Raw genomic sequence first — 24,232 nt, forward strand, 5'->3', positions numbered from 1 at the left:
AGTTAAATTTTCAGGGGTTATTTTTTTAGTTTTAAAACTAAAATTTATTTATCGATAGATCCCAAAACCTTTTGTGCAAAAGAGTTTAGGGCATCTTTTTCGCTCATTCCGTTTTTTACGTTGGTGTGAACTTCCAAAGCTCCGCAGATATTGGTAATCAATTCTCCGGCAACATTCAGGTCTTCTTCACTCGTTCCTCTGAATTCGCTGAAACTTTCCAAAACTTCTAAAGTTTTTTCTAAGTTTTCAGGCGTTTGATTCTGGTAAAACTGTCTGATAATAGGCAACTTCATTATAATTCGTTGAATAAATTAATTAAACTTTCTGCCTGATTAGATTGCACCTGATTCACTAATTCTCCGTTTTTGAATATGGCAAATGTAGGAAGGTTATCAACCTTAGCAAGTTTTCTGCTTTCGGGAAGTTTCTCTGCATCAACATATAAAAATGGTATTGCATCGTTTTCTGAAGCTAATTTTTTGAATTTCGGCTTCATTATTCTGCAGTTTCCGCACCATGTTGCACCATATTGCACTACAACTTTTTCGTTATCACTTACAATTTTTTGCAATGTGTCTTCTGCTAATTCTGTATACATAATTTCAATTTGAAAATTTGGTAATTTATTTATTTGAAAATGTCATTAAATAGAAAATGAGATAATTTTAAACTAACCAAAGATTAATTTTCAAATTATCTCATTTTCAAATTAACACTTTATCTTAGTTTTTTGCTAAATATTCTGCAGTAGAAGTTCTGTCTGCTTTCATTGCGTCTTTTCCTTCTTCCCAATTGGCAGGGCAAACTTCACCGTGCTTCTGTACGTGAGTATACGCATCAATCATTCTTAAAAATTCTTTTACGTTTCTTCCTAAAGGCATATCATTTATTGCTTCGTGGAATACTTTACCAGTCTCATCAATTAAATAAGTTGCTCTGTAAGTTACGTTTGAACCGGTAAAGTACTCATTACCTTCTTCGTCAAAATCTATATCTTGATCTACGATATCTAATAAATTAGCCAATTGTCTGTGAGTATCAGCTAAAAGTGGATAAGTTACCCCTTCTATACCTCCATTTTCTTTAGAAACATTTAACCATGCGAAGTGTACTTCATTGGTATCGCAAGAAGCACCTATTACTTTGGTGTTTCTTTTTTCGAATTCACCTAAAGCTTCTTGGAAAGCGTGAAGTTCAGTTGGGCAAACGAAAGTGAAATCTTTTGGGTACCAAAACAATAATACTTTTTGTTGATTTTCTGTTGCTTCCTGAAATAGATTGATTCTTAAATCATCTCCCATATAAGACATTGCATCGATTGCTACGTTCGGGAATTTTTTTCCTACTAAAGACATAATTTTCTAGTTTTTAATTAAATATTTTAATGGTGCAAATATATTGCTTTCTGTCTATTGATTTTATTTGTTTTGATAAATAAAATCTATAATTGTTTTTGGTTTAAAAATGCTTCTAAAAAGATAATTTAATAAATATCAAGATATTAAACTAATATTTTTGAAATTAAATAAAGGTTTTGTCTATTAAAATAAAATCAGATTTAAGTTTGCACCTAAATCTGAAATATAATTTGAAATAATTAGGTTTTAAATAGTTTTTTCCAAAACTTCTTTTATTCTTCTCATTGCTTCTTTCAAATCTTCTTCGGAAGCAGCATAAGAAAATCGTATGCATTCTGGACTGCCGAAGGAAACACCTCCAACGCAGCCTACATGAGCTTTTTCTAAAAGAAACATCGCAAAATCATCCGCATCTTTTATTTCTGTTCCATCTAAAGTTTTCCCTATATAATAAGAAATATCTGGGAAGAAATAGAAAGCTGCTTTTGGCAATAATACTTTAAATCCTGTAATCTCTTTCATCAATTCAAACATCAGATTTCTTCTTTTTTCGAAAGCGTTAATCATATATTTGTACTCCGAAGAATCAGTTTGAAGGGCAACGATAGAAGCTCTTTGAGCAACGGTATTTGCTCCGCTGGTCATTTGCCCTTGTACTTTTTCACAAGCTTTTGCGAGCCATTCTGGGCATGCAGAATACCCTATTCTCCAACCGGTCATTGCAAAAGCTTTAGACATCCCATTGATTACAGCAGTTTGCTCATATACTTCTGGGAACTGAGCAATAGAAGTAGTTTTGGTTTCGTAGTTAATGTATTCGTAAATTTCATCTGAAATCACTGTTACATGAGGATATTTTGCAATAACTTTAGCCAGAGATTTCAATTCATCATAAGTATAATAACCACCTGAAGGATTACATGGTGAGCTGAAAAGTATCGCTTTAGTTTTATCATTTATAGCTTCCTCAAGCTGTTCTGCAGTGATTTTAAAATCTGTGACATAGGATGTAGGAAGCATTACAGAATTTCCACCCATCATTTTCACCATCTCGTCATAGCTTACCCAATATGGTGTAGGAAGAATAACTTCGTCTCCATCATTTACAATTGCTGCCAAAACATTTATTATTGCTTGCTTAGCACCGTTGGAAACACAAATTTGTGAAGGTTTGTAATCTAAATTATTGTCTCTCTTTAATTTATCTGAAATCGCCTGACGTAATTCTAAAAAACCAGGAACAGGAGAATAATGACTGTAGTTTTCATTGATGGCATCAAATGCAGCTTGCTTTATATTGTCTGGAACATCAAAATCTGGTTCGCCAAGAGTTAAAGAAATGACATCTATTCCGCTAGCCTTCATTTCTCTGGCCTTATTAGACATTACGAAAGTTTGAGAGTAACCTAATCTATTTACTCTGTCTGAAAGTTTATTCATGAATTTTTTGTCTTTTAAACAAATATAGAAATAAAGACTATGACTAAAAAACTATAATACCACAAATATTTAGATTTTGCTTCAAGTAATACCACATTGATAAACAAAAATCACTTTCTCTAGAAATTTTTTGTTTATTTTTGAGAAAATTTATACTATGCTGAGACTTCTTTTCTTACTGTTAGCAACGTCTTTATTCGGACAAAATTATCGTTTTGTTTATGAATACAAATTCAGACCAGATATTGTGATAAAAGACTCGTTGGTGACAGACTACATGAATCTTGATACAGATGGTAAAGAGTCTTATTTCTACAACGCTGCGAAATTTGAAAAAGATTCGGCTTATGCTAGTACAAAAGATTCTAAAGTGCTTTCAGAATTCAAAAATTATGATAGAAATCTTACATACACTATTCATAAAATCTATTCACCTAAGAGTGTGAAATTTTACGATAAATTTCAGACAGCCAATTTGGTTATCAAAGAAAATCAATTTCCGGAATGGAAAATTAAAAACGATTTCAAAAAAATTGGAGAAATCAATTGCCAAAGAGCTGTTGCAGAATATAGAGGACGAATCTGGGAGGTGTGGTTCAGTAAAGATTATGCTATTAGTGATGGACCTTACAAATTTTCAGGATTGCCGGGGCTTGTGGTTCAGATTAACGATACTGAAAAAGATCACGAATTTAATTTAATTCAAATAAAAAAAATAAAAACGAATTACGATTTTTTACCTAAATCTAATAAGGAAATTAACGAAAAAGAGTACAGAAAACTTTGGGCAGATTACCGTTTCACTTCTGATGAAATAGATAGTATGAATATGAATTCTAAAGAAGGGAATATTACTTTACACCTAAAAGATGGGTATACAAGCAAAATAAGTCTTGAAAAACTCAAAAAAAATAAAGATATGGATGCTGCACTTTCTGCACTGCTTTCGAAATCTAAAAATAGAATTGAGAGAGATTAATTTTGCATAAACTTGATTCACGATACTAAAAACTTTATTTTTGCTCAAATATACTATTTAAGATGTCTACAGCTTTATTATTAAAATATTTCCCCAATCTTACTGATGTTCAGAAAGAACAGTTTTCAAAACTTGAAGAACTTTATACAGAATGGAATGAAAAAATCAATGTGATTTCCCGTAAAGATATGGAATCTCTATACGAAAAGCATATTCTACATTCTTTAGGAATTGCAAAAGTGATGAGTTTTTCTCCTGGAACAAAAGTGTTGGATATCGGCACTGGTGGTGGATTCCCGGGGATTCCTTTAGCAATTTTGTTTCCCGAAACTCAGTTTACGCTAATAGATTCTATCGGGAAAAAGATTACTGTGGTGGAGGCTGTAGCAGAAGGAGTGGGATTAACGAACGTAAAGGCAATTCACGGAAGAGCTGAGAAATTAAAAGAAAAATTTCATTTTGTAGTCAGTAGAGCGGTAACACAAATGCCAGAATTTCTTCGTTGGCTGAAAGGAAAATTTGAAAAAGAACAATTTAACACAAAACACAATGGTGTTCTCTATCTAAAAGGTGGTGAACTAGCTGAAGAACTTGCAGGTTTGAAATGCGAAATTTTTAGCCTTAAAAATTATTTTGAAGAAGAATTTTATGACACTAAAAAAGTGGTATATTTATCAAAAGGTAATTTTAATTCATAAATAAGTAAATTTTTTTAATCTTTTTTTTCGAAAATTTAAAATAATAAAAAATAAAATTTAATGCTATGAAAAAATTAGTTTCTGTGTTTTTTGTTGCTGCTTTCACAACATTGGGTTTTACATCTTGTAATGAAGATGATGATTACGAAACTATACAGTCTGTAGAAAAAGTAAAAATAGACAGTGTTTCAATTGTAAATGACACTATGGATGTTTTCGCTATACAAAGCATAAGAACCTACCAGAAATTTAATAATCAATGTGAAGGTTTTTATGGTTATGACTATGCTCATACCTCAGATTTCGGCAGAAACATCACTGCTTACAAATTTAAAACCAATGCCAATTGTGGTACGGGAAATTTTACAGGAGTTAATCAAATCAATTTCGCACCAAAAGTAGTTGGGACTTACCAATTTAAATTCTGGACTGGTGACAATACATTTATTACCAAAACAATCGTTGTGCAATAATGAAGTATAGAATCTCAGTTGGTTTTATTTTTTTTGTTTTTATTCTTATTTCAGCTCAGAAAATTGGGTGGAGTGAAAATAGAAAATTAATATGGAGTGACTTTAAAGCTAAGGATAACCTCGGAAAAGACATTGGTGTAGTAGCATTTGCCAATGTAGGCATGGGATACTCTGCAGAAACTACAACAAACCCAAAAGCTCCGGTAAGCATAAAAGTCTCGGTGTTTTTTGATCCCGAAAAATCTTGGAAAGTAGATTATATAAAAGGAGATCGTGTGCTTGTGCATGAACAAAAACATTTTGATGTTGCTGAAATTTTTGGCCGTAAACTCAGAAAATTAATTATCGAAAACATAAAAAACTCACTAGATTATCAGAAAAAATTTATTCCTATTTATAAAGATAACTTAGCTGAATACAAAAGTTTTCAAAAAAAATACGACACAGAAACCAATCACGGATTAAATGAAGAAAAACAACTTGAATATAATCTTGTGATTGCAGAAGAACTGAGAAAACTAAATAAATACCGAGAAAATTGAAATTTTTAAATAAAATAATCAACGAATTGCTGGCTCAGGAAGATGATCTTTCAAAATTCAGCATTGTATTGCCGGGGAAAAGACCCATTGTTTTTATCCGTCAAATTCTCGAAAAAAAGAAATATTCCGGTTTTTTGCCGGATTTTTTTACAATAGAAGATCTCATTACTGACATCGTAGATCAACAGCCGATGCAGGGAATTTCTTTATGGCTATTTTCTTATGATGTATACAGAAAACTCAATCTTATTCCGCAAGACAGTTTTTCAGATTTTTTGAAATGGTTTCCTACGTTGCAGAAAGATTGGGATGATATTTTGAAATTTTCTGAAAGCGATACTGCTGTGCTACAATATATGTTTGATGAAGAGCGCATTAAAGAATGGGCTCAGGATTTGGGCGATCAGGATGAAGTTCCGCGTAAAAAGTTTCTTAATTTTTGGCGAAACATGAATGTTTACCTACCGATTTTGAAATCGGCTTTGCTTGAGAAAAATTGGGCAACACCAGGTATGATTCATGAAAATGCTACTTCGAAAATTCATAAATACGCCACTGAAACAGATAAAAGATTTGTTTTCTGCGGATTTAATGCTTTTACGCCTGTGGAAGAAAAATTGATTCGAAATCTTTTGCAATGGGATAAAGCTCAGTGTTATTTTCAAGGAGATAGATATTATTTTGATGATGAAAGACAAGAAGCAGGAAAATTCCTCAGAGATCATAAAAAATGGAAAGAATTCAATGACAGCAGAGAATTTACATGGATTGAAGATGATTTTAATCAGCCAAAAAATATAAAGGTTTACGAAGTTTCAGGGAATATTACCCAAACTAAAATTTTACCCGAAATATTTGGTGAAATAGCAGATAAAACCTATTCTGATACGGCAATTGTACTCTTAGATGAAAATCTTTTACCAGCAAGTTTAGATGTAATGCATTCTGTAGAGTATCTCAATATAACGATGGGGTTTCCATTAAAGAATCTGTCTTTTTCTAATGCCGTAAAGCAACTTTTTTATCTTCAAAAACAATTAGAGAAAAACAAAACAACTTATTATTACAGAGATATTTACCCAATTCTGGAAGAACTTCCTGCGTCGTATTCTGATGAGAAAATTATTTCAAATTTCAAATCAAAAATAGAGGAGAGGAATATTGTTTATATCTCAAAAAATTTGTTTTCGGAACTGCTTTCCGAGCTTTCTTATTTTAAACTTTTGATGAAAGCAGAATCAGCACAAGCTTATCTAGATTTATTAACTGAATTTTGTATTGATCTGAAATGGTTGGAGATTGATGATATTCAATACGAAAATATTTCTCATTTCGAAAAAGCTTTCAGACTTCTGAAAAACCAGATTTTACCTTATGATTTTGATATCAAGATGGAAACGTTAGAGGTTTTAATCAATCAATATATTAATACAGAAAGTATTGATTTTGAAGGTGAACCTTTGAGAGGCTTGCAGGTAATGGGTCTACTTGAAACACGTTTGCTCAACTTTAAAAACGTTATTCTTCTTTCTGTAAACGAAGGTAAACTTCCGCTGGGTAATTCCCAGAATACGTATATTCCATTTGATATCCGAAGACATTTTGAGCTCCACACTTATCTTGAAAATGACAGTATTTATGCTTATCATTTTTATCGTTTGATACAAGATGCAGAGAATGTTCACTTGCTTTATAATGCATTAAGCTCTGGTATTAATACGGGGGAAAAAAGCCGTTTCATTACTCAAATTGAAATGGAAAGTAACCACGAAATCGAGCATTTAATTATAGAAAATACCAGCGAGCCAATAAAAACCGAACCAATTGAAATCCAAAAAACAGAAGCTGTTATGCAAAAGCTTCAGCAGTGGAAAGACAGGGTTTCGGCTTCCCATTTAACGAGCTATCTTTACAATCCTGTGGATTTTTATCTTTCTAAAATTTTAAACACTTCAGAATCAGACGAAATTGAAGAAGAACTATCTGTAAGAAATTACGGAAATCTAGTTCATTACTCTCTTCAAGATATTTATGAAGAATTAAAAGGTAAAATATTGAATGAAAAAGATTTAAAGAATTCTATTAAAAATATAGATACATATATAGACGGAGCAATAGAAAAACTAAAACATCAACCAGAATTTTACGAAAAAGGCATGAATTTTATTCATAAAGCCATTGCCAAAAAAGTAATTGAAGCTATCCTGAATTTTGATCTTAATTTAATAAAATCTGGAAACGAGCTGAAAATTATAGACATTGAAAGAAAATTTGAAAAAGTAGATTTCTATATAGACGAAAATTCTAAAGATAAAATTTCATTTTATGGATATATAGACCGCATAGATCAGCTAAACGGCACCATTAGAATCATCGATTACAAAACGGCAAAAACAAAAAATCTTACGATAAAGATTGATGAATTAAATCAGGATAACTACTTTCAAAACAGCGATAGAAAACAAGCAATGCAGCTCTGTCTTTATCAGTATGTAGTTCAAAGTTTACCAGAATTTTGGGGGCTTTCTGTACAAACAGGAATTTGGAGTTTTGCAGATGCCCAAAAAGGCGTGGTTTCTTTAGAATTTGCGCAGGGAGAATTGCAAAATGCAATGGTTTCTATACAAAACTTAATTCTTGAAATTTTAAATCCCGAAATGAGTTTTGTGGAGAATGTGAAGACATTTGCAGGAAATTAATTAATAAAAAAATAAATCCTCAGTGTTTCAAAAACCTTGAGGATTTAATATGGTAATTAAAAAGTGTATTATAAAAATTTAAAAAGCATTAAAGCCTGTAATATCAAGTCCTGTAATCAGTAAATGAACATCGTGCGTTCCTTCATAAGTGATTACGGATTCTAAATTTGCAGCATGACGCATCATCGGGAATTCTCCCATAATTCCCATTCCACCAAGTATTTGTCTTGATTCTCTTGCAATATCAATCGCCATTTTCACGTTGTTTCTTTTTGCCATAGAAATTTGAGCCGGACTCGCTTTGTGGTCATTTTTAAGATTTCCTAATTGGAGGCAAAGTAATTGTGCCTTGGTAATTTCAGTTAAAAATTCCGCCAATTTTTTCTGTTGCAATTGAAACGAGCCAATAGGTTTTCCAAATTGTTTTCTTTCTTTAGAATATTGAACTGCAGTGCAGTAGCAATCAATTGCTGCGCCAATTACGCCCCAAGAAATTCCGTATCTAGCAGAATTTAAACAAGATAAAGGTCCTTTCAGTCCTGTAATATTAGGGAGTAGATTTTCCTTTGGAACTTTCACATCATTGAAGACCAATTCACCGGTTTTTGAAGCCCTCAAACTCCATTTGTTGTGCGTTTCGGGAGTGGTAAAGCCTTCCATTCCTCTTTCTACAATTAATCCTTGTATTTTTCCTTCTTCGTTTTTTGCCCAAATCACGGCAATATCACAAAGTGGCGAGTTTGTAATCCACATTTTTGCTCCGTTCAAAAGATAATGATCGCCCATGTCTTTGAAATAGGTTTCCATTGAACTTGGATCTGAGCCATGATTTGGCTCTGTTAAACCAAAAGATCCAATCATTTCTCCTGACGCTAGTTTTGGTAAATATTTTTTCTTCTGCTCTTCAGAACCAAATTCGTTAATGGGAAACATTACCAAAGAACTCTGAACTGAAGCTGCCGAGCGTACCGCAGAATCTCCTCTTTCCAATTCCTGCATGATTAAGCCATAGGAAATTTGGTCAAGACCAGAACCTCCGTATTCTTCAGGAATATAAGGTCCTAAAGCTCCTATTTTCCCCAATTCTTTCATTAAATTGGGCAGGTCGGTATGGTTTTGTGCAGCTTGGTCGATATTTGGCATTACAAAACTTTCTACCCAATCTCTTACAGATTGTCTGATGAGCTTATGTTCATCAGTTAAAAAAGCATCAATTCCAAAATAATCTGGTATGCTGGTAAGCGGATAATATGACATAAATTTTTGTTTTTTTAAAAATAAGGTTTTTTAGACATTAACAAAAAAATATCTGATTTAAAAATTATAATTGCTCAAATATTTATATTGTTTCTTCCTCAAAAAAGGTGTAAGGTTTTGATTTTGAGTGGTATTTTTCAATGAATTTATAAAGGTAAGGAGCCTTGTTTGCAGAGCCATCGTATAGTTTTTCGAGTCTTTCAAGCATATTCATGCTTAAAATTTTTCGCTGAAAATTGTTTCTTCTGAAGGATTCTCCTAAAATTGTCTCATAAAGGCTTTGTAAGTCTTTCATTGTAAATTTTTCCGGAAGTAAATTGGAAGCCGCTACTTGGGTATCGATGTTGTGTCTCAAGAATTCTAATCCGGAATTTATAATTCTGTCATGGTCAAAAGCCATACTTGGAAGATTATCAACTTCAAACCAATCACAGGTTTCATTAAAAGCGTCTGGAAAAGTGTTTGCCAAAGAAAAATCGATAAGACTACAATAGCCAACTGTAAGAAAACGTTGCAATATCCAATGATCTTCAGGGATTTGCAAACCTTTATTTTGTATTAATGTTTTGTGAACATTATTTTCTGTACGATTAAGCCTTCCGAATGTATGAAATTGTTCTAGAAATATGTCTTTAATGTGTGTTCTTTCAAACAAAACTCTTGCAGCAGCATGTCGTAAGTCTTCGTCTATAAAGACAAATCCGCCCGGCAGAGAGTATAAGTCAAGATCATGGTATTTTAAAAGTAAAACCTTTAAAATACCATTATGAAAACCGAAAATAGTACAATCTACAGAGACATTTGGTATAAAATCTTTGCTGTCTATAAGTTCTTTTAGTGTTTCAATGTTTTTGTTGTGATCTGTTTTCATGCTGTAAAAATAAAATTATTTCTATAATTTTTGATTGATCATTCTGAAAAATGAAAATCCAAAGATAAATACCACAATTACAGCTACAAAAATATAAGTAGAGTATAAATGCAACATTTCTTTTTGAAATATTATAGAAATAAGTGCCGAGCTAGCAGAACTTCCTAATGATGAAAATATTACAATGATAGATGTGAGTACGTTTATTTTTTCTTTCTCGGATGATGATATCATTTTTGAATTGGCAACAGGATAGAGTGGAGATAAAAAAAGACCAATAATAGGGAAAATAAAGAGCAAAGCAATTGATTTTTCGTGGTATAAAATCTGTATCGAAATAATGATAGCTAGAATAATCAAAATCATGGCAATACAGAAATAAAAATATCTTGACAAATCAAATTTTTTAATGACCTGAGCAGTAATTATTCTTCCTAGATAACAAAAAACAGCTAAAAAAGATGAAGCTTGCAAAGCGAAAAATGAGTTTACGCCCAATTGTTTTTTGTAAAAAGAGGGCAACCAAGAATTAAAGGTTTGCTCTGTAAAAACAATAAAAAATACCAAACCGAAAAATAATAAAAAATGAGGTTTCCCATAGCCATCAAGATTTGGAAGTAGCTTTTTGCTTTTGTCTTCAGTTTCGATGATTTCAGCTTTGTAAAAAAGAAAAAGTGTATAAAAACTAATCAATGCAATGCCAAAGAAGCCAAATTTCCAATACTCACCATATTGGCTAGAAATAAGCCAACCAAAACTTGTATTGATTACAAAAATACCAATCATAAATGAAGCTTCAACACTATTCATGGTTTTTGCAAGTGTTTTTTCTTCGCTGATATTGTTTTTGATGATATTAAAAACACAAATTTTGCCTAGTGCAAAACAAGTCCCAATGATAGCAAACCAAAGTTTGTAGAACCAAAAAACCTCCACAAATGGTAAGATGATTGAACAAACTGCTACAATAAATAATGCAATGATGATGGATTTTTTTGTTCCTATTCTGCTGATGAAATTTACTGCAAATAGTGAAATAAATGCTATTGGCAAATCTTTAAACGATTCTAAAAAACCAAGTTTATTATAAGAAACATTTTCGTCCGAGAGTTGAAGTATAATAATCCCCATACAGTTTAAAACCATTGAAAAAATGAGGAAAGTAAGCTTTAGCGGAAAAGTGATTTTTCGCAGATGAGTAGTCATTAGAATGAAATTATTTGATTTTTCTGAAAAATGTTGGGTTTTAAAATGCCGTTTTACTCTTTTATGAATTTTTCATAAAAAACAGCGTCTTGAGTTTGAATTTTTAGATAATAAGTTCCCTTAGCAAAATTTACAACTTTAATAGACTTATTATTTTTTTCAGTAGAAATAGGTCTACCTAAATTATCATAAACCTGAACCATTATAACCTCTTTTTCAGAAACAATATTCAAAATATCTTTTACGGGATTAGGGAAAATAGCAATTGTATTTTTCCTAACCAGTTCAGAAGTGCTGAGAGTGGAATTGAAAAGGCCTCCAAAATTTAAAATCCCATAACCCATTTGGTTTGTATGATTTGGAAATAGTGATGAAGTTTGCCTTAATTGATTTCTCATCGTATCTCTGTTCATACCAGGGAAAGCTTGTATGAAACATGCGATACCACCAGCTGCAACCGGAGTAGCAATTGATGTACCCGAAACTGAAATAGTGTTGCTCCCGTTTACAGTTGTCGTAGCTGTGCCTCTGGCAGAAGCATCGGGTTTTATGAAGCCAGCTGAATTGGGGCCATACGAAGAAAATCCTGAAGAAACGCCCACCGAATCTACACTTCCTATGCTGAAAACTTTTGAATTGTCTGCCGGAGTAGTTATAAAATGCCAAGATTGTTCTCCAGAATTTCCTGCTGCAAAAAGCACAAAAATACCTTTATTGACAGCAATTTCTGCACCTCGTGAAATAAATGATGTGCTTCCGTTCATGTGGGCATAAGTGTAGCTGTATTTTGGGTCGTCAAAAGTATTATATCCCAAAGATGTGGTAATTAAGTCGACACCTTGTTTATCTGCAGCTTCTGCAGCTTCAATCCAATACATTTCTTCTTCAGGAACTTCTATTAAAGCATTTTCGCTTCTGTACAAATAGAAATCCGCATCTGGTGCTGAACCTACAAAAGTATCTTCAATGTATCCACCTATTGCTCCTAAAACTGCCGTTCCGTGAGCATTGAGTGTTGAATCATACACATTGGAAGTTTTGGTAACAAAATCGTAGCTATCTTTAATTTGATTATTAGTCCAAAGTCTAGAAAAAGTAGAGCCATTGTTTACGCTAGGAAATCCCGCATCAATAACGGCAATTGAAATTCCACTACCTGTATAACCAGCGAGATGGAGTGGTTTTAGATTGATTTGGTCAATTTGCTCCATTCCAGAGCCGTAGTTGAAAATCGTGTTGAAATTTTCAGTTTCCTGAAATTTATTTTGATGCTTAATCTTTACTACTAATGAAGAATTTTTAGCAAAACTTTCTACTGATGATACAAAAGGTAGAGTTTTTAGTTGGTTTACTTGGGCTTGGTTGGCATTTATTGCAACACCATTCAGCCATTTTGACTTGTCTGAAACGGTAAAACCCATACTCTCAATTGCCTGAACGTAAGAATTTTCTAAAGGAGCATCTTGGTCATTTAAAGGAATTCCAAGTGTTGTTCTGCGGTTTAAAGATTTTTGAGAAAGTTCTGTCAAAGGATTTGCATAAAATGCAGCTTTGTTTGGTTTGCCATTAAAATATACAAATACAAGCTCTGTTTGAGCCGAAACTGATACATAAATTACTAAAACAAAAAGAAGTAGAGATTTTTTCATGTATTATTTTTGAGTAAAGATAAAACAAAATCAATAAAATTTTTGGCAGGATTTTAAATATCGTATTTTTACGAAAATATTTATTTATAAAATCGTAAAGATTTGGAAATTTTAACCCAAAGAAGATTCAGCGATTTTATAAGCCCTTAAAAAACAATTAAAAATCTACATATGAAAAAGATTCAGATGGTTGATCTGCAAAGTCAGTATTACAAAATAAAAAATGAAGTAGATAATGCAGTTTTGAAAGTAATGGATTCCGCAGCTTTCATCAATGGCCCTGAAGTAAAATCATTCCAAACAGAATTGGAATCTTATCTTGACGTAAAACACGTAATTCCTTGCGCCAACGGAACCGATGCTTTGCAAATTGCATTGATGGCTTTAGATTTAAAAGAAGGTGATGAAATCATTACTGCAGATTTCACATTTGCTGCTACAGTAGAAGTTATTCATTTATTAAAATTAAAATCTGTTTTGGTAGATGTAGATTATGATACTTATAATATCTCGCCTGAAGCAGTAAGAAAAGCCATTACTCCAAAAACCAAAGCGATAATTCCGGTTCATATTTTTGGTCAGCCTGCCAACATGGAAGAGATTCTGAAAATAGCGGAAGAAAATAATCTCTATGTGATTGAAGATAATGCTCAGGCAATTGGTGCAGATTTTACCTTCTCAGACGGAATAACAAAAAAGACAGGAACAATGTCTACGGTTGGAACAACTTCTTTTTTTCCTTCTAAAAATTTGGGATGCTATGGCGATGGTGGTGCTATTTTTACTAATAATGATGCGCTCGCACATCGTTTAAGAGGAATTGTAAATCATGGGATGTATGAGAGATATTACCACGATGAAGTAGGTGTGAATTCTAGATTAGACAGTGTACAAGCAGCGATTTTAAGAAAGAAGCTTCCGAATCTTGATGCCTATAATGATGCTCGAAGAAAAGCGGCAGATTATTATGATGATGCTTTTGCTGGAAATGAAAATATACTGACTCCGAAAAGAGATGAAAATTCAACTCACGTTTTTCATCAATATACTTTAAGAATTTTGAACGGAAAAAGAAATGAATTACAAAAATTCTTAACTGAAAAAGAAGTTCCTGCAATGATTTATTATCCGGTAGCTTTAAGAAAGCAAAAAGCTTATTTTCAGGAAAGTAATGATGCAGATTTTGTGAATACAGACAAACTTTTGGATCAAGTAATTTCTCTTCCAATGCATACAGAATTAGACGAAGAACAGTTGAAGTATATTACGGATGCTGTGTTGGAGTTTATGGGTTAAAGATGAAAAGGAAAGTTTTTAAGTATAAATTTGTTTATTGGATTATACTCTTATTAAACATTATCATATCGATTTCTTTTTTAGTAGGAGTAAATAATAGAATTGATACGAAAGACTTTGATAGTATATTAGATGTATTTTCATTTACAGCAGTAACTTTAATCAGTATTTTATCGCTGATATCATTGGTAATGTTAATTAGGAAAAATAAAAATTCAACTATTGTCTTTTCAGTGGTGGTATTGTTAATTCTACTTACAATTTCTGTATTTCTGAGTTATTCAATTTTTGTTGTAAAAGATTTTGGTGAAAATAAGGCTGATTTTTACACTGCACCAATACCTTATTTAATTATTTTTGGAGTACTTTTTTTAATTCACCAATATAAATCAAATGATAATTTTGAATATTTAGAAATCGAAGAAATAGGAAAACAAAGTTAACATTACTACTTACCAATCACACATTACTTATACAAAAAACAAATGGCAATACTTGTAACAGGCGGACTTGGATACATCGGTTCTCACACCGTGGTAGAACTAATCAATAATAACTTTGAAGTTGTTATTGTGGACGACTTATCCAATTCGGAAAAATTTATTTTGCATAATATTGAGGAAATTACAGGTAAACGACCTATTTTTTACCCTTTTGATCTAAAAAGAAAAGAACTTCTCCATCAGGTTTTTGATGCTCATAATATCGAGGGTTGCATCAACTTTGCCGCTTTTAAAGCTGTTGGTGAAAGCCAAGAAAAACCAATTGATTATTATGAGAATAATTTATTTTCGTTAATCAATATTTTGCAAGAATTTAAAGAAAGAAAAATCTCAAACTTTATCTTCAGCTCATCTTGTACCGTTTACGGACAGGCTGATGAAATGCCGATTGACGAAAATACTCAGCTAAAAATGCCAGAAAGCGTTTACGGAAAAACAAAACAGATGGGAGAGGAGATTCTGAAAGATTTTGCAAAGGCTTATCAAAGTAAAATATGTCTGTTGAGATATTTTAACCCAATAGGAGCGCATCCATCATCTTTATTAGGAGAATTACCAATTGGAGTTCCTAATAATCTTGTTCCTTATGTAATGCAGACCGCTGCAGGAATTCGTGAGAAGCTAAGCGTTTGGGGAAATGATTATCCTACAGAAGACGGAACGGCAGTTCGTGATTATATTTATGTGGTAGATTTGGCAAAAGCTCACGTTGCTGCTTTGAAAAGTTTAATCAATAAAAATTCAGAAGAAACCATAATCGATGTTTATAATCTGGGAACAGGAAAAGGTTCTTCGGTTTTAGAGGTTGTTCAAGGTTTTGAAACTGCAAACAATGTTGCTGTTCCTTACAAAATTTGTGACAGGAGAGAAGGAGATATTACCGTTGCTTATGCCAATGCTGATAAAGCAGAAAAGGAATTGAACTGGAAATCTGAAACCTCTCTGGAAGAAGCGCTAAAAACAGCCTGGGAATGGCAGAAATATTTAGAGTCTAGAAAAAAATAATTAAAATTTTAAATTACACTAATTAAAATACGATGAAAACTGATAGAATAGGCATTACATTTTCCTCATTTGATTTACTACATGCAGGCCACATCAAAATGCTGGAAGAAGCAAAGACGGTATGCGATTATCTTATTGTAGGACTGCAGATTGATCCGTCGCACGACCGTCCGAACAAAAATAAACCTACACAAACTATTGTAGAAAGATATATTCAGCTCAAGGGTGTACATGCGGTAGATGAGATTATACCTTACTATACAGAAGAAGATCTGGAAGATATTTTAAAGTCTTTTGTAATTGATGTAAGAATCATTGGTGACGACTATGCAGACAAAGATTTTACCGGGAAACAATATTGCCTTGATAACGGAATTGAAATTTTCTACAACAAAAGAGATCATAGGTTTTCAACAAGTGATTTGAGGAAAAGAATCTTTGAAGCTGAAAAAGAAAAGGCTTCTCGTAAAGAAGTTGAAACGAAATAACTATTAAAGTTTCAAAAAAAAAGAGTTCGGTAACTTAGTTGCCGAACTCTTTTTTTATATTAAACCCAATGATTACATTGGCCCTTGTTGATCGTCACCTGTAGCATTAGAATTCACATCTTTCTTTCTCTTCGGCTGCTCGATTTTCTCACCTTGCTTGAATCTGTAGGTTAGTGAAACCGCAAACTGTCTTGGCTGCCATTGCATGTAAGAATCTCTTGTGAAACCAGGTCCGTAAGAGGTTGATTGCATTGCTCTTGTATTAAAAATATCCTGAATATTAAATGAAAGGGTTCCGTCGCCCTTCCAGATTGTTTTTGAAGCTCCAAAATTCAAAGCATACATATCTTTTCTGTCTATACTCTGAGTTTTCTGTCCTCCTCTGTAGAAACCTTGCAGTTGAAAACTTGTCGTTTTGTCAATTTTCACTGTTGATGTAAGTCTTGCTCTTACTGCAAAACCACTTCCTTCAAAAGGCACGGGTTTGCTAATGAGAGTAGGATCAAAGAAAGTACCTTTTGTATTGTAACCGAAAAGATCTACATTACCGAGTAATTTCAACCATTTTGTGGCATCCCAATTGAAATTCAAATCAAGACCAAATCTGTCGTCACTACCAATATTTACAGGTTTTGTGTGAAAAACAGTTGTTGGAATATTATTAATTATCTCTTGCTTATTATAGGTAACAATTTTCACATCGTCTGTCTGATGTCTGAAATAAAGTGTAGGATTAATGGTGAATTTACTCTTGGAAATACTGTAACCTAGCTCGTAAGAATCTACATACGATGGATTTAAATCTATATTTCCGTCAAAAATATTTTGGTTATCACTATAGCTTGGGTTTGGAATCAAGAAATACGATCTTGGTCTGTCAATTCTACGTGAATAATTCATCAAAAACTGATTGTCTTTTGAAATTTCGTAGCTCAAAAAAACACTCGGGAAAAGATTATTGTAATTCTTTACAGATTTTTTTGCATCACCCGCAAAACTTAGATAATCGATGTCAATTCTAGAATTTTCATTTCTTATGCCTAGCTGATATGCTAATTTTCCTATTTTACTTTTGAACTGAACATATCCTGCATTAAACATTTCCTCGTACTTAGCTCTGTAAGAATAATCTTCAAGATACAGTGTGAACGGCAAAGTAGAAGTGCTTTGAGTAATAATATTTTGATAATTGTTTGTATTAATATCAATTCTGTAACCTGCTTCCAATTTTGAGTTTTCTCCAATCGGCAATTCATAATCTGCCTTTCCAATTAAAGTTTTGTTTCTCGTCTTCTGATCAATAATGTTTTCTAGATCAAAAAGATTGTTTTGAGTTTGGTAAATGTCGCTGCCATTATTGGAGCGGTTGCTCTGTAAACTTAAAGAGACAGCTAAGATTTGCCCTTTGTCATCAAATTTATGATCAAGCCCAAAATCTCCCTGAAATGCTAAATTATCATTATTGCCTGTACTCGTTCTGTTTCTAGTTGTTATAGCATTATTGAAACCGTAATTTACATAATCAATGTTTCCTACATTTTGTCCATTAAAAGTTCTTACCGTTCCAGAAGCGTTAATGGATGTTTTTTCAGTAAGATCTATTAAAAGTCCTCCAGAAGCATTATAATTGTCGTTTTTGCTCTTAGAAATAGACTCATTGTGCGTTTCTCTGAAATCACCTGTAGAAAGATAAGCATTGTTTCTGTTGGTGTTTTTAGACTCTCTGTAGCCACCGCCACCATTCAGAAACCAACTTACATTACCTTTTCTCCAGCTTAAATTGGTATTTAAATTGGTTTGAGGCAAATATCCTAAAGTTCCTATTACACTACCATTGAAACCTGTTTTCTTAGATTTCTTTAAAATAATATTCAAAATACCTGCAGTTCCGCTTGCTTCAAATTTTGAAGAAGGGTTGGTAATTACTTCAATTCTCTCAATCTGATCTGCAGGAATACTTTGCAATGCATTGGCGCCATCGTCAATACCAAGAAGGGCAGAAGGCTTTCCGTTAATTAAAAAACGAACGTTTGAGCTTCCTCTCATTGATACCGTTCCGTCTGTATCTACAGAAACTGAAGGGACGTTTGATAAAACATCTTGTAAGCTTCCTCCTTTGCTTACTATATCCTGAGATGGGTCATACGTTCTTTTATCTAGTTCAACTTTGTAAGGCTTTGTAGTTGCAGTAATTACAACACCTTTAATGTCTTGCGTTTTAGCATTTGTAGTTGTAGATTCAGGCTCAATAGATAATGAACCTACATTTCCAGCTTTTGCTATTTGTTTATTGAAGGCAGCTTTTCGGTAGTCGATGGCATCAATAGTAATATCGTAATTTCCTGGTGTGATACCCATTACATACTGTCCATTCTCATCTGTAAGTGCACCTTCACTTAGTGCTTTGTTGGTTTTGTTTACATACGTTACTGAAGCGTACGGGACGGGCTGATTATCTTTGTTTACCACAGATCCCGTGATATTTACTTTCTCTTGTGCGAAAGCCAAAGCAGCTGCAGATAATACGAAAGTTAATCCTAAAGTCTTTTTGGTAAACAGACTGATGATTTCAGTTTGATTCATAAGTTCTTAATTGTATACAGAATGCAAAAAAAATAAAAAATAAGACTGTTTCTTATGATTTAAATTATTGCAAACAAGTTAGTTTTGTTTATTATTTCTGTTCTATTAGACGCATTTTAACCTAGATTGTTAAATTTTAAATTGTTAAAAAAAGGTTAAATATTTTTACTATTTGATATTTCGCGAGTTAAGCCATTCCTGATATACCTTTGCATTTGCAGCATGTTCCTCTGCATTATCAGTGAATTTGTGAAAACCGGGTCTTGACGGATCTGCACACATAAAAATAAAACTGTTTTTTTCTGAGTTTAAAACCGCATCAACAGAATTTTTATCGGTAATACAAATTGGTCCAGGGGGAATTCCTTTTTGGGCGTATGTATTGAATGGAGATGGTGTAGAAAGGTGTTTATAGAGAACTCTTTTTATAGATTCTTTAAAATTATTCTGCTTATTCATTGCATAAATTACCGTAGGATCACTCTGTAATTTCATGTCTTTTTTGTAACGGTTCAGGTACAATCCTGCTATGGTTTTCATTTCATCTGGTTTACCTCCAGATTCTTTGAAAACTATTGATGCTAAAGCATAAATTTGATCTCTGCTTAGCCCAGACAGAGCTTCTTTTGCCTTACGATCAGTATTCCAGAATTCTTGATACTGGTCGTCAAATTTTTTGAAAAATTCACTTGGAGTTACCGTCCAGTAGAAATTGTAGGTATCAATAAAAAAATATTTTTTTAAATCTTCCGCAGATGTGTACCCTTTTTTTACAGCAATTTTATTAAATTCATCTACAAATTTCAAAGAATCTATTTCTGTTTTTCGGGTAACTTTCCCCAACATTTGATAAACGTCCCCAAAATCACCAATTCTGAAAGAATTTTCGCTTTGATTTCCGGCTTTAATCATATTCACAAGGTTTGAATTTCCCATTCCTTTTTTAAAATGATAACGGCCCGGCTTGAATGTCTTTTGCAAGTTTTTCTCTGTCGCTACAGATTCAAATGCAGCGCTGTTATCAATATATCTTGCTGCAGAATCTAAAATTTGTTTAAAATCTGCACCATGAGGAATTAAAACATAGCCATCTTTTTTGATGTTGTTTCCAAAATTTTTTTTATAAAATTTAAAGCCAAAAAATCCACCAATAGCAATCAGTAGAAGAACAATAATTAAAACTGCTTTTTTCATAGTTTATAAAATCGAAATGAGGGTATTTAGTATTTAAATTTAAATCTGTCCGCTGAAAACTTGTTTTGCTGGTCCTTCCAACCAAATATTAACGAAAGAATTATTGTTTTTCTCTGCATAAACTTTTAAATCTCCACCTAAAGTTTTTACTGCTATTTGATTAGTTGAATTTTTATCAAGATAAGTTAAAGCCGCAGCTGTAACGCCAGTTCCGCAACTGTAAGTCTCGTCTTCAACACCTCTTTCATAAGTACGCACAAAAATCTGTTCATCAGAAATTTCTTCTACAAAATTCACATTGATGCCCTGCTCCTTATAGTTTTCTGAATATCTTATCAATTTTCCTTCTTCAAAAACATTTACATCTGCAATATCATTCACATATTTTATAAAATGGGGCGAGCCTGTATTTAAAACAGAATCATTTCCATCTTTTAAAATCGTTTTTACATCACTCATTTTTAGTTTAACGATTTCACCTTTGATTTCGGCTTCATGAAGACCGTCTATAGCAGTAAAAACAGTTGTAGAATCATTGAAAATTTTTAGAAAATGCGCAAATGCTACCGAACAGCGGGCGCCATTTCCGCAAAAACTTTTTGATCCGTCGGAATTATAGTAATCAACTTCAAAATCTACATTTTCAGCAGAATTAATTTTGATTAAGCCATCAGCACCAATCCCAAAACGACGATCACAAAGCGCTGTAATAGTCTTGTTAGAAAGGTTATTCCATTCCCCCGAGCGGTTGTCTACCATTATAAAGTCGTTTCCTGTACCCTGATATTTAAAAAAATTCATCATCTTCTATTGATTTTAAAAGCCAGCAAAATTAAGTATAATAAAATAAAAAGCGAACGACGAAATGCCGTTCGCAACTTATTTAGAATATTTATCGTCTAAAACCGTTTCCGTTTGTACTTTCTTTATTAGGAGTAGGGGTTTGTCGGTTGTTTTCTGTGCCATTTCTAAAACCGCCAGATGAATTTTGGTTGGTATTCGTATTTTGGTTAGTATTAGAATTATTTCTGAAACCTCCATTATTTCTCGGCTGCGTCTGCTGATTTTGCTGGTTGTTTCTAAAGCCACCATTGTTTCTTGGTAGGCTTTGCTGATTTTTTTGAGGATTTCTGAAGCCTCCGCTATTTTGTCTTGGGTTTGTATTTGTTGTTGAATTGGGACTTGTAAAGCCATAATTGCCAGATCTGACACCAGAATTAGAAGTCGCATTTCTCTCTACATACACTTTCTGTCTGCTGTTTCCGTAGAAATAATAAGGCATGCCTTGATCGTAATAATAATGAATGTCATTTCTGTAATAATATCCATCGTTACCCCAATATCCTCCGTCTCCGTAATAATTACTTGGTGCGTAATAAGCACCGTTACTTAGATACGGATCTCCGTACCCTCCACCTTGATCTGTGTACACAGCACATGAACCAAGGCTCATAAAAGCGAATAGGCTTAGTGAAATTTTGATTAAATTTTTCATCGTATTTAAATTTTAATGTTTTAAACTTTTTTTCCAGGCAATATAACCATTGATTGCCATGAAGGTAAATACCAAATATTGCACCGAAGTTATTCCCAGCTCCTTATAGAGCATCATTGGAACACAAATGAGATCGCCGAGAATCCAGAAATACCAGCTTTCTACTCGTCTTTTTGCCATGAGCCACATCCCAACCAAAAATATAGATGTTGTAATAACATCAAGCCAGTTGCCCCAATCCAGATGGTATAATCCAAAACTGATTCCTTCTGAAGAAAGATTATTGTCTATAAATGGTTTGTAATAATAAACCACCGTTACAAGGAGAATGCTTAATATAAAGAGAATTGTGCTATAAAGCCAATCTTTTTTACTGGATTTTTCAACGTTCACATAAATTTGATCATCAGAATTCTTCGACCACAAAATCCAGCCATAAATGCTCATGGCTGTGTAATAAACATTGATAAGGCAGTCGCCCAGCAACCCTGATTTTAAAAGAATATAGACATAAAGTACAGTAGAAATAATTCCCGTAGGGTAGAGCCAGATATTTTTTTTGATTGATAGATAAACACTTACAATACCAAAAACGCAGGCAAATGATTCTAAAGCAATTTGGCCGTAAGTATAGGCTTCATAGGGTTTTATAAAAAGATCATATAAATTCATCACCTCAAAAATACAGAAAAAAAATAGTTTTAAAATAGTTTTAAAACTTGTGGAAATCAGTTTTGTATGGTCAATAATTAAAGTTTTTCTTCTTTATATTAACAACAAACGTTAATATCTCTAAATTTTTTATATTTTCGTAAATCTTTAATAAATTAAAATTATATGTCTAAAATTTGGACCAAAAAGCCCATGAGTGCTTTTGAGGCAGATGTTAAAAGCAGTGAACTGAAAAGAGTTCTCGGGAAATGGAGCCTCACTGCCATCGGAATCGGAGCCATTATCGGCGGAGGAATTTTTGTACTTACTGGAACGGGAGCTTATTATCATGCAGGACCTGCATTGGCGCTCTCATTCGTTATTGCTGGTATTGCCTGTGTCTTTGCCGCATTGTGTTATTCAGAATTTGCATCTATTTTGCCTGTAGAAGGTTCTGCTTATGCTTATGCATACGGAACTGTAGGTGAAATTTTTGCATGGATTATTGGCTGGGGGCTTATCCTAGAATATGCCATGGGATCTATGACGGTAGCTGTATCTTGGTCGGGTTATTTTAATAAACTTTTAAAAATGTTTGGTTTGCATTTGCCCAACTGGCTCACTACTGATCCCGGAACTGCAAGCGGTGCTTTCTCTGAGGCTACCAAAGCAGTTGAAAAAGGTGGGTTAAGTACAGAAAAACTAGCGCAACTTCAGGAAATTATTTCAAATTATAATGCAGCACCAGATTTATTTGGTTTTAAAATTATGTTGAATCTTCCTGCCTTTCTAATAGTTTTGCTCGTTATCTCAATCTTAATCAAAGGAACAAAAGAAGCTGCAAAAGCAAATAATTTAATTGTAATCATGAAGGTTTCTGCGGTCTTATTTGTTATTATTGCGGGTGCTTTCTTCATTAATGTAGATAATTGGAATCCTTTTATTCCTGCAATACAAGAAGTAATGGAAGGAGATAAAGTAAAAGAAGCTTACGGTATTCAGGGAATTGTCTCGGGAGCAGCTGCTATTTTCTTTGCTTATGTAGGCTTTGATGCCGTTTCCACACAGGCGGGTGAAGCCATCAATCCTAAGAAAGATGTACCGTTTGCAATTATTGTTTCATTGTTGGTTTGTACATTCTTATACATCTTAGTTTCATTGGTACTTACTGGGATGATGCATTACTCAGACTTCAATCCTCAAGGAAAATATCCGGATGCTATAAAAGCTCCAGTAGCATACGCATTTGAGATTGCCGGACAAGGCTGGGCTGGGTACATCATCACGATTGCTGCAACTGTAGGTTTAGTGTCTGTATTAATGGTAATGATCATGGGACAATCTAGAATTTTCTTAGGAATGTCTAAAGATGGTTTGATCCCAAAAATGTTCAGCGACCTGCATCCTGTGAAAAAAACACCAGCTAAAAGTTTGATGATTTTAGGAATTGTAATTGCAACCGTGGCAGCGTTTACGCCAATCAGTAAATTGGCAGATATGACCAGTTTCGGAACATTGTTTGCCTTCACAATGGTTTGTATAGCAGTTTGGATTCTTAGAAAAAAACAACCAGACTTACCAAGAAATTTCAAAGTTCCTGCTTTACCAGTTATCGCAACTTTAGGTATTGCAATCAACTTATATTTGATTTGGAACTTAAGCCATGAAGCTAAATATTTGTCAATGGGTTGGTTGGCTATTGGAGTTGTTATTTACTTCACCTACAGTTTGAGAAATTCTAAACTACATAAAGCTGGCTATGGTGAAACTTTCAAAGCCGAACAAAAGCCTTTAGAAGATGTCGATATCGATATTGATAATAAAAAATAAATTTTAATTCCGCTT

General features: G+C 33.2%; 23 protein-coding genes. 10 read left to right on the forward strand and 13 right to left on the reverse strand.

Going from position 1 to position 24,232, the window contains the following annotated elements; genetic code table 11:
• Nucleotides 1–44: 44 nt before the first annotated feature.
• The 4 genes from BW939_RS05720 to BW939_RS05735 all read right to left on the reverse strand — a co-directional run bounded on the left by BW939_RS05720 (nucleotide 45) and on the right by BW939_RS05735 (nucleotide 2,798).
• Nucleotides 45–293: a DUF6952 family protein gene (locus BW939_RS05720; RefSeq protein WP_076450701.1), complete on the reverse strand. Its 249-nt coding sequence runs from the start codon at nucleotides 291–293 to the stop codon at nucleotides 45–47.
• Nucleotides 293–598, reverse strand: a complete 306-nt coding sequence (locus BW939_RS05725; protein WP_076450703.1) for a thioredoxin family protein — start codon at nucleotides 596–598, stop codon at nucleotides 293–295. Before BW939_RS05725 ends, BW939_RS05720 begins: the two co-directional genes overlap by 1 nt.
• 124 nt (nucleotides 599–722) lie before the next feature.
• Entirely contained in the window at nucleotides 723–1,355 is a 633-nt protein-coding gene (locus BW939_RS05730) for a peroxiredoxin (RefSeq protein ID WP_076450705.1), read from the reverse strand.
• Between the two features lie 249 nt (nucleotides 1,356–1,604).
• Nucleotides 1,605–2,798, reverse strand: a complete 1,194-nt coding sequence (locus BW939_RS05735; RefSeq protein WP_076450707.1) for a pyridoxal phosphate-dependent aminotransferase — start codon at nucleotides 2,796–2,798, stop codon at nucleotides 1,605–1,607.
• A gap of 157 nt (nucleotides 2,799–2,955) precedes the next feature.
• On the opposite strand from BW939_RS05735, the gene BW939_RS05740 reads away from it, so the two are divergent.
• From BW939_RS05740 to BW939_RS05760, 5 genes are all read left to right on the forward strand, one after another.
• Complete coding sequence (locus BW939_RS05740; protein WP_076450709.1) at nucleotides 2,956–3,777, forward strand: GLPGLI family protein; 822 nt, start codon at nucleotides 2,956–2,958, stop codon at nucleotides 3,775–3,777.
• Nucleotides 3,778–3,839: 62 nt separating this feature from the next.
• Complete coding sequence (gene rsmG / locus BW939_RS05745) at nucleotides 3,840–4,475, forward strand: 16S rRNA (guanine(527)-N(7))-methyltransferase RsmG (RefSeq protein WP_076450710.1); 636 nt, start codon at nucleotides 3,840–3,842, stop codon at nucleotides 4,473–4,475.
• 65 nt (nucleotides 4,476–4,540) lie between these two features.
• Nucleotides 4,541–4,948, forward strand: a complete 408-nt coding sequence (locus BW939_RS05750; protein ID WP_076450712.1) for a hypothetical protein — start codon at nucleotides 4,541–4,543, stop codon at nucleotides 4,946–4,948.
• Nucleotides 4,948–5,490, forward strand: a complete 543-nt coding sequence (locus BW939_RS05755) for a hypothetical protein (protein WP_076450714.1) — start codon at nucleotides 4,948–4,950, stop codon at nucleotides 5,488–5,490. Before BW939_RS05750 ends, BW939_RS05755 begins: the two co-directional genes overlap by 1 nt.
• The gene (locus BW939_RS05760) at nucleotides 5,487–8,189 is read left to right on the forward strand and encodes a PD-(D/E)XK nuclease family protein (protein WP_076450715.1); all 2,703 of its coding nucleotides are present in this window, start codon (nucleotides 5,487–5,489) and stop codon (nucleotides 8,187–8,189) included. The genes BW939_RS05755 and BW939_RS05760 overlap by 4 nt, the downstream gene beginning before the upstream one ends.
• A gap of 78 nt (nucleotides 8,190–8,267) precedes the next feature.
• On the opposite strand, the gene BW939_RS05765 is transcribed toward BW939_RS05760, so the two are convergent.
• From BW939_RS05765 to BW939_RS05780, 4 genes are all read right to left on the reverse strand, one after another.
• Nucleotides 8,268–9,446, reverse strand: a complete 1,179-nt coding sequence (locus BW939_RS05765; RefSeq protein WP_076450717.1) for an acyl-CoA dehydrogenase family protein — start codon at nucleotides 9,444–9,446, stop codon at nucleotides 8,268–8,270.
• Between the two features lie 82 nt (nucleotides 9,447–9,528).
• Complete coding sequence (locus BW939_RS05770; RefSeq protein WP_076450719.1) at nucleotides 9,529–10,317, reverse strand: NUDIX hydrolase; 789 nt, start codon at nucleotides 10,315–10,317, stop codon at nucleotides 9,529–9,531.
• A 21-nt stretch (nucleotides 10,318–10,338) separates the two neighbouring features.
• Nucleotides 10,339–11,523 (reverse strand): MFS transporter, encoded by a 1,185-nt coding sequence (locus BW939_RS05775; RefSeq protein WP_076450720.1) that lies wholly within the window; start codon nucleotides 11,521–11,523, stop codon nucleotides 10,339–10,341.
• 53 nt (nucleotides 11,524–11,576) lie between these two features.
• Nucleotides 11,577–13,172, reverse strand: a complete 1,596-nt coding sequence (locus tag BW939_RS05780; RefSeq protein WP_076450722.1) for a S8 family peptidase — start codon at nucleotides 13,170–13,172, stop codon at nucleotides 11,577–11,579.
• A gap of 171 nt (nucleotides 13,173–13,343) precedes the next feature.
• Here BW939_RS05780 and BW939_RS05785 point away from each other — a divergent pair, with 171 nt between their 5' ends.
• The 4 genes from BW939_RS05785 to BW939_RS05800 are packed head-to-tail and all read left to right on the forward strand — an operon-like array spanning nucleotide 13,344 to nucleotide 16,464.
• A complete protein-coding gene (locus BW939_RS05785) occupies nucleotides 13,344–14,468 on the forward strand; it encodes a DegT/DnrJ/EryC1/StrS family aminotransferase (RefSeq protein WP_076450724.1) in 1,125 nt (374 codons plus the stop codon).
• A gap of 2 nt (nucleotides 14,469–14,470) precedes the next feature.
• Entirely contained in the window at nucleotides 14,471–14,911 is a 441-nt protein-coding gene (locus BW939_RS05790; RefSeq protein WP_076450726.1) for a hypothetical protein, read from the forward strand.
• A gap of 42 nt (nucleotides 14,912–14,953) precedes the next feature.
• On the forward strand, nucleotides 14,954–15,976 hold the full coding sequence (gene galE, locus BW939_RS05795; protein ID WP_076450727.1) for a UDP-glucose 4-epimerase GalE: 1,023 nt from the start codon (nucleotides 14,954–14,956) through the stop codon (nucleotides 15,974–15,976).
• Between the two features lie 32 nt (nucleotides 15,977–16,008).
• A complete protein-coding gene (locus BW939_RS05800; protein ID WP_076450729.1) occupies nucleotides 16,009–16,464 on the forward strand; it encodes an adenylyltransferase/cytidyltransferase family protein in 456 nt (151 codons plus the stop codon).
• A 72-nt stretch (nucleotides 16,465–16,536) separates the two neighbouring features.
• Here BW939_RS05800 and BW939_RS05805 read toward each other — a convergent pair whose 3' ends face one another.
• The 5 genes from BW939_RS05805 to pnuC form a co-directional block, all read right to left on the reverse strand.
• Complete coding sequence (locus BW939_RS05805) at nucleotides 16,537–19,047, reverse strand: TonB-dependent receptor domain-containing protein (RefSeq protein ID WP_076450731.1); 2,511 nt, start codon at nucleotides 19,045–19,047, stop codon at nucleotides 16,537–16,539.
• A 168-nt stretch (nucleotides 19,048–19,215) separates the two neighbouring features.
• Nucleotides 19,216–20,241 (reverse strand): endolytic transglycosylase MltG, encoded by a 1,026-nt coding sequence (gene mltG, locus BW939_RS05810; RefSeq protein ID WP_076450732.1) that lies wholly within the window; start codon nucleotides 20,239–20,241, stop codon nucleotides 19,216–19,218.
• Nucleotides 20,242–20,280: 39 nt separating this feature from the next.
• Complete coding sequence (gene dapF / locus BW939_RS05815; RefSeq protein ID WP_076450734.1) at nucleotides 20,281–21,045, reverse strand: diaminopimelate epimerase; 765 nt, start codon at nucleotides 21,043–21,045, stop codon at nucleotides 20,281–20,283.
• Nucleotides 21,046–21,133: 88 nt separating this feature from the next.
• Complete coding sequence (locus BW939_RS05820; protein ID WP_076450736.1) at nucleotides 21,134–21,736, reverse strand: hypothetical protein; 603 nt, start codon at nucleotides 21,734–21,736, stop codon at nucleotides 21,134–21,136.
• Nucleotides 21,737–21,748: 12 nt separating this feature from the next.
• A complete protein-coding gene (pnuC, locus tag BW939_RS05825; protein ID WP_076450738.1) occupies nucleotides 21,749–22,408 on the reverse strand; it encodes a nicotinamide riboside transporter PnuC in 660 nt (219 codons plus the stop codon).
• A 165-nt stretch (nucleotides 22,409–22,573) separates the two neighbouring features.
• On the opposite strand from pnuC, the gene BW939_RS05830 reads away from it, so the two are divergent.
• Complete coding sequence (locus BW939_RS05830) at nucleotides 22,574–24,217, forward strand: APC family permease (protein ID WP_084566607.1); 1,644 nt, start codon at nucleotides 22,574–22,576, stop codon at nucleotides 24,215–24,217.
• Nucleotides 24,218–24,232: the final 15 nt, after the last annotated feature.

The sequence above is a fragment of the Chryseobacterium piscicola genome, from assembly GCF_900156685.1.
Lineage (GTDB): Bacteria > Bacteroidota > Bacteroidia > Flavobacteriales > Weeksellaceae > Chryseobacterium > Chryseobacterium piscicola.

Bases quoted from the DNA above. Each gene is read 5' to 3' on its own strand.
- BW939_RS05770 (WP_076450719.1), bottom strand. From the start codon at position 10,317: ATGAAAACAGATCACAACAAAAACATTGAAACACTAAAAGAACTTATA.
- BW939_RS05755 (WP_076450714.1), top strand. From the start codon at position 4,948: ATGAAGTATAGAATCTCAGTTGGTTTTATTTTTTTTGTTTTTATTCTT.
- BW939_RS05820 (WP_076450736.1), bottom strand. From the start codon at position 21,736: ATGAAAAATTTAATCAAAATTTCACTAAGCCTATTCGCTTTTATGAGC.
- BW939_RS05775 (WP_076450720.1), bottom strand. From the start codon at position 11,523: ATGACTACTCATCTGCGAAAAATCACTTTTCCGCTAAAGCTTACTTTC.
- mltG (WP_076450732.1), bottom strand. From the start codon at position 20,241: ATGAAAAAAGCAGTTTTAATTATTGTTCTTCTACTGATTGCTATTGGT.
- BW939_RS05720 (WP_076450701.1), bottom strand. From the start codon at position 293: ATGAAGTTGCCTATTATCAGACAGTTTTACCAGAATCAAACGCCTGAA.
- BW939_RS05800 (WP_076450729.1), top strand. From the start codon at position 16,009: ATGAAAACTGATAGAATAGGCATTACATTTTCCTCATTTGATTTACTA.
- pnuC (WP_076450738.1), bottom strand. From the start codon at position 22,408: ATGAATTTATATGATCTTTTTATAAAACCCTATGAAGCCTATACTTAC.
- BW939_RS05750 (WP_076450712.1), top strand. From the start codon at position 4,541: ATGAAAAAATTAGTTTCTGTGTTTTTTGTTGCTGCTTTCACAACATTG.
- rsmG (WP_076450710.1), top strand. From the start codon at position 3,840: ATGTCTACAGCTTTATTATTAAAATATTTCCCCAATCTTACTGATGTT.
- BW939_RS05830 (WP_084566607.1), top strand. From the start codon at position 22,574: ATGTCTAAAATTTGGACCAAAAAGCCCATGAGTGCTTTTGAGGCAGAT.
- BW939_RS05805 (WP_076450731.1), bottom strand. From the start codon at position 19,047: ATGAATCAAACTGAAATCATCAGTCTGTTTACCAAAAAGACTTTAGGA.
- BW939_RS05740 (WP_076450709.1), top strand. From the start codon at position 2,956: ATGCTGAGACTTCTTTTCTTACTGTTAGCAACGTCTTTATTCGGACAA.
- BW939_RS05730 (WP_076450705.1), bottom strand. From the start codon at position 1,355: ATGTCTTTAGTAGGAAAAAAATTCCCGAACGTAGCAATCGATGCAATG.
- BW939_RS05765 (WP_076450717.1), bottom strand. From the start codon at position 9,446: ATGTCATATTATCCGCTTACCAGCATACCAGATTATTTTGGAATTGAT.
- BW939_RS05790 (WP_076450726.1), top strand. From the start codon at position 14,471: ATGAAAAGGAAAGTTTTTAAGTATAAATTTGTTTATTGGATTATACTC.
- BW939_RS05735 (WP_076450707.1), bottom strand. From the start codon at position 2,798: ATGAATAAACTTTCAGACAGAGTAAATAGATTAGGTTACTCTCAAACT.
- BW939_RS05785 (WP_076450724.1), top strand. From the start codon at position 13,344: ATGAAAAAGATTCAGATGGTTGATCTGCAAAGTCAGTATTACAAAATA.
- BW939_RS05725 (WP_076450703.1), bottom strand. From the start codon at position 598: ATGTATACAGAATTAGCAGAAGACACATTGCAAAAAATTGTAAGTGAT.
- galE (WP_076450727.1), top strand. From the start codon at position 14,954: ATGGCAATACTTGTAACAGGCGGACTTGGATACATCGGTTCTCACACC.
- dapF (WP_076450734.1), bottom strand. From the start codon at position 21,045: ATGATGAATTTTTTTAAATATCAGGGTACAGGAAACGACTTTATAATG.
- BW939_RS05780 (WP_076450722.1), bottom strand. From the start codon at position 13,172: ATGAAAAAATCTCTACTTCTTTTTGTTTTAGTAATTTATGTATCAGTT.